Source organism: Rickettsia endosymbiont of Ixodes scapularis (genome assembly GCF_000160735.1).
Lineage (GTDB): Bacteria > Pseudomonadota > Alphaproteobacteria > Rickettsiales > Rickettsiaceae > Rickettsia > Rickettsia tamurae.
In genome coordinates, this window is the sequence record NZ_CM000770.1 from 1,450,671 (window position 1) to 1,454,035 (window position 3,365).

Here is a 3,365-nt window from a genome sequence, read left to right on the forward strand (position 1 = left end):
CGGAATTAGATAAGCAGTCGGTTTATTATGATTTAATAAGGCAACAGGCTCACCGCTTGCCTTATCCAATAATGCAGTAGGGCTTTTTTTAAATTCTGATATACTAACTGTTAGATTTGCATAAATATGTTCCATTATTAGACTCCAAGTAAACGAAGAAAGTTATACGAAAGATCAACTTGGAAAAGAGTAATCGGTCTGTAAGACGAGGAGCGGAGCGTATACTTAATACGTAAGCACCGCAGAACTTATTAGACGACATAGCCAATTTTTCAAGTTCATCGAGTATACCTATAATTAATACTAAATTAAATACTAATTATAGGCTATAATTTTATCTTTATCAAGAAAATCACATTAAATCGCCTATATTCTCTAAAAACAACCTAGCTCGATGCGATGCCGGTTTACTAAAAAAATCCTCGGCAGGCTGGTTTGCTAAAATCTGCCCTTGATCCATAAAAATAACACGATCCGCTATTAATTTTGCAAACTTCAAATGGTGCGTGACTACTACCATACTCATTTGATCTTTTAAATTTATATTCTCTATAACATCTTTAATATTTTCAGGATCGAGTGCCGAAGTCGGTTCGTCGAATAACAAAATTTCCGGCTTCATCATTAAAGCCCTTGCTATTGCTATACGTTGTTTTTGCCCTCCTGATAGGCTTGCCGGATATGAGTCAAATTTTTGCGTTAGCTTAAATTTTGCAAGTAATTCCTTTGCCATAGAAATTGCTTGTTCTTTTGGCAAATTTAAAACATTTACCGGAGTATAGATTAGGTTTTCTCCTACCGTTAAATGCGGAAAGAGATTAAAATTTTGAAAAACCATACCGACTTTTAAGCGAAGCTTTCTCCTATCTTTAGGTAATAGCTTCTTCCCGTCTACCAAAAAAGTACCGCTACTTGGTTCTTCTAAATTATTTAAAATTCTAAGCAGAGTAGTTTTACCGCTTCCCGAAGGACCTATTATTACAGTAGTTTCCTTAGTAGTAAAACTTAAATCAATATTCTTAATTGCGTAATTCTTGCCATAACACTTACAGACTTTTTCTAAAATAATCATAAACTAGACCGTAAATTTATAACCGTCATAAAGCGGCTTAACGTTATTTGGAAGCATTTTCGTAATCTCATGATAATCTATCGTGTGTCTCATATTGGTTAATAATATCTGCTCAGGTTTATATTTTTCACGCCATTCTAGAACTTTATCAAGCCCTACATGATTCGGATTTGATTTATAATCCATACAATCTAATATCCATATTTTTATATCTTTTAAAAATTTTTCTGATTCAGGCAGAAAATCGATTACATCGGACGAATAAACAAAATCACCTATACGTAAGCCCAAGCTATCTATAGGGCCGTGATGCTGTCTAAAAAATTGTATTTCGATAGTATTAATCTTAATTTTATCAAAAAAACTAACAGATTGAGTTGTGAATAGTCGCCCAAACTTAAATAATTTATTATTAAATAGATAATCAAATTTTGTATGGAGCTTTGCCGCACTATCGTGATCTGTATAGATTTCGAATGGCTTATCTTGCATAAAAGTAAATACCCGTAAATCATCGATGCCGTTAACGTGATCGGAATGATAATGTGTTAATATAGCACAATCGAGCTTATTTATCTTTTCTCGTAATAGTTGATTTCTAATATCAAAACCGAAATCAACTAATATTTGACTATTTTCATCTTTAATATATATTGCTGATCTAGTCCTTTTATTGTACTTTGAAGGAGATGTGCATATACTGCAATCGCACCCGATCACCGGTACGCCTATAGATGCTCCACACCCAAGTATTGTTACTTGCAACATAAATATTTAAAATGATGTTTGAAGTTTTTTATAATTTTTGCGGCTTAAATCAAGAAATATTCTTATTTTTGAATAACATTACTAACATTGGTCTAATACCTTATTTTTTAAAAATAATTTCGTTTTGTTTTAATATCGCTAATTTCGCCTTAATATATATTTTATACTGTATATATTTTTATATTCAATTAAAGAAAATTAAAAATGATAATGAACGGCAAAATAAATTTTGGCACGGTTATAATAAATTAGTTGAAATCGCTATAATATACGGGGTATTCGGTTTAATTTTTACCGCTCTTAAATTTTCAGTTAATTTCCCTCGCCCTTATTGCAGTCTTCCTGTGGATAGTTTCATGACCGTAATAAATACTGCAAACGAAAGATGCTTTTCAAGCTTTCCAAGCAACCACGCAGCTCTTAGCGTTTTAGTAACGTATTTTATTTGGGATTATATTAAATTACCATTAAAAATCTTAATGATTTGTGTTATTATACTCGTGTCATTATCTCGCATAAGCCTTGCCATGCATTACCCAAGTGATATAATCTACGGCATTATTATTGCATTTATAACAATATTGATAGGTAAATTAATTTATCGAGTCTTTGCAAATAATATAATAAGAAAGATCGGGGATTTTCATTAATGAGGCAATAATTAAGAAAAAATATATAAAAAACTTGGTTTTTAATCTTGAAAGTTTTTAATATGCGTGCTACAATGTAGCTACATTATTGAAAGAAGATTTTTATGTCTGCTGATTCTATTGTGCGAGCCCGTATTAATGAAGACGTGAAAGAAGAAGCAGCTTTAGTGCTTGCTGCTATGGGACTTACTTTATCTGATGCTGTTCGTATGCTGTTATTTCGTGTTGCTCGTGAAAAAGCATTGCCGTTTGAGCCGCTTATCCCAAATGATGAAACAATTAAAGCTATGAAAGCTGCAAGAAACGGCAAATTAGTTCATGTTGGTAATATCAATAATTTGTTATCTGATTTAAATGAGAACGATTAAACGTACTGCACAGTTTAAACGTGACTATAAACGTAGAAAACATGGAATAAATTTGGATGATATTTTACTGAAAGCAGTTAGGTACTTGGTTGCTGATATAACATTACCTATACATATGAGAGATTATGCCCTTATAGGTAATTGAAAAGATTGTAGAGATTGTCATATTAAACCGGATTTAGTATTAATTTATAGAAAACCCAATGCTGACACATTGGAGTTAATACGATTAGGTTCACACAATGAGCTTGGTTTTTAATTATTTTGAAATGAACCGGGAACGAGTTCCCACAAAACCCATTTAACCATCCATAGTACTGAACAGTTTTTGAAAAGCGTTTGATGTCGCTCCTAGCTAAAAACGAGAAGGCATTGTTGCGTGGATCAATTTCCCCTCTGTCTCATCCCGTGGCTTGACCATGGGATCCAGTTAAAAATACTAAAATTATTAGTATTTTTTATTGTTTTTATGGACCCCGTGGTCAAGCGAACTAGGTGACACAGTGG

The 3,365-nt window shown here is 32.5% G+C and carries 4 protein-coding genes and 2 pseudogenes; 3 read left to right on the plus strand and 3 right to left on the minus strand.

Annotated features, from left to right (window positions below; translation table 11 throughout):
* The 3 genes from REIS_RS15885 to REIS_RS07270 all read right to left on the minus strand — a co-directional run.
* Positions 1-135 (minus strand): type II toxin-antitoxin system Phd/YefM family antitoxin (locus REIS_RS15885; protein WP_008580676.1); only part of this gene is annotated, 135 nt, incomplete at its 3' end.
* A gap of 217 nt (positions 136-352) precedes the next feature.
* Positions 353-1,072 carry an amino acid ABC transporter ATP-binding protein gene (locus tag REIS_RS07265; protein ID WP_008580677.1) on the minus strand — a complete coding sequence of 240 codons (720 nt, stop codon included), beginning with the start codon at positions 1,070-1,072 and terminating at the stop codon, positions 353-355.
* Positions 1,073-1,075: 3 nt separating this feature from the next.
* The gene (locus REIS_RS07270; protein ID WP_008580679.1) at positions 1,076-1,840 is read right to left on the minus strand and encodes an MBL fold metallo-hydrolase; all 765 of its coding nucleotides are present in this window, start codon (positions 1,838-1,840) and stop codon (positions 1,076-1,078) included.
* Between the two features lie 14 nt (positions 1,841-1,854).
* Here REIS_RS07270 and REIS_RS07275 point away from each other — a divergent pair.
* The 3 genes and pseudogenes from REIS_RS07275 (at position 1,855) to REIS_RS17435 (ending at position 3,117) form a co-directional block, all read left to right on the plus strand.
* Positions 1,855-2,501 (plus strand): annotated as a pseudogene (locus REIS_RS07275) (phosphatase PAP2 family protein).
* 93 nt (positions 2,502-2,594) lie between these two features.
* On the plus strand, positions 2,595-2,858 hold the full coding sequence (locus tag REIS_RS07280; protein WP_008580684.1) for a type II toxin-antitoxin system RelB/DinJ family antitoxin: 264 nt from the start codon (positions 2,595-2,597) through the stop codon (positions 2,856-2,858).
* Positions 2,845-3,117, plus strand: a pseudogene (locus tag REIS_RS17435) (type II toxin-antitoxin system YafQ family toxin). Before REIS_RS07280 ends, REIS_RS17435 begins: the two are co-directional and overlap by 14 nt.
* The last annotated feature ends 248 nt before the right edge of the window (positions 3,118-3,365 follow it).

What these genes read in the sequence shown, in the direction of transcription:
- REIS_RS07265 (WP_008580677.1), bottom strand. Translation starts at nt 1,072, where the DNA reads ATGATTATTTTAGAAAAAGTCTGTAAGTGTTATGGCAAGAATTACGCA.
- REIS_RS07280 (WP_008580684.1), top strand. Translation starts at nt 2,595, where the DNA reads ATGTCTGCTGATTCTATTGTGCGAGCCCGTATTAATGAAGACGTGAAA.
- REIS_RS07270 (WP_008580679.1), bottom strand. Translation starts at nt 1,840, where the DNA reads ATGTTGCAAGTAACAATACTTGGGTGTGGAGCATCTATAGGCGTACCG.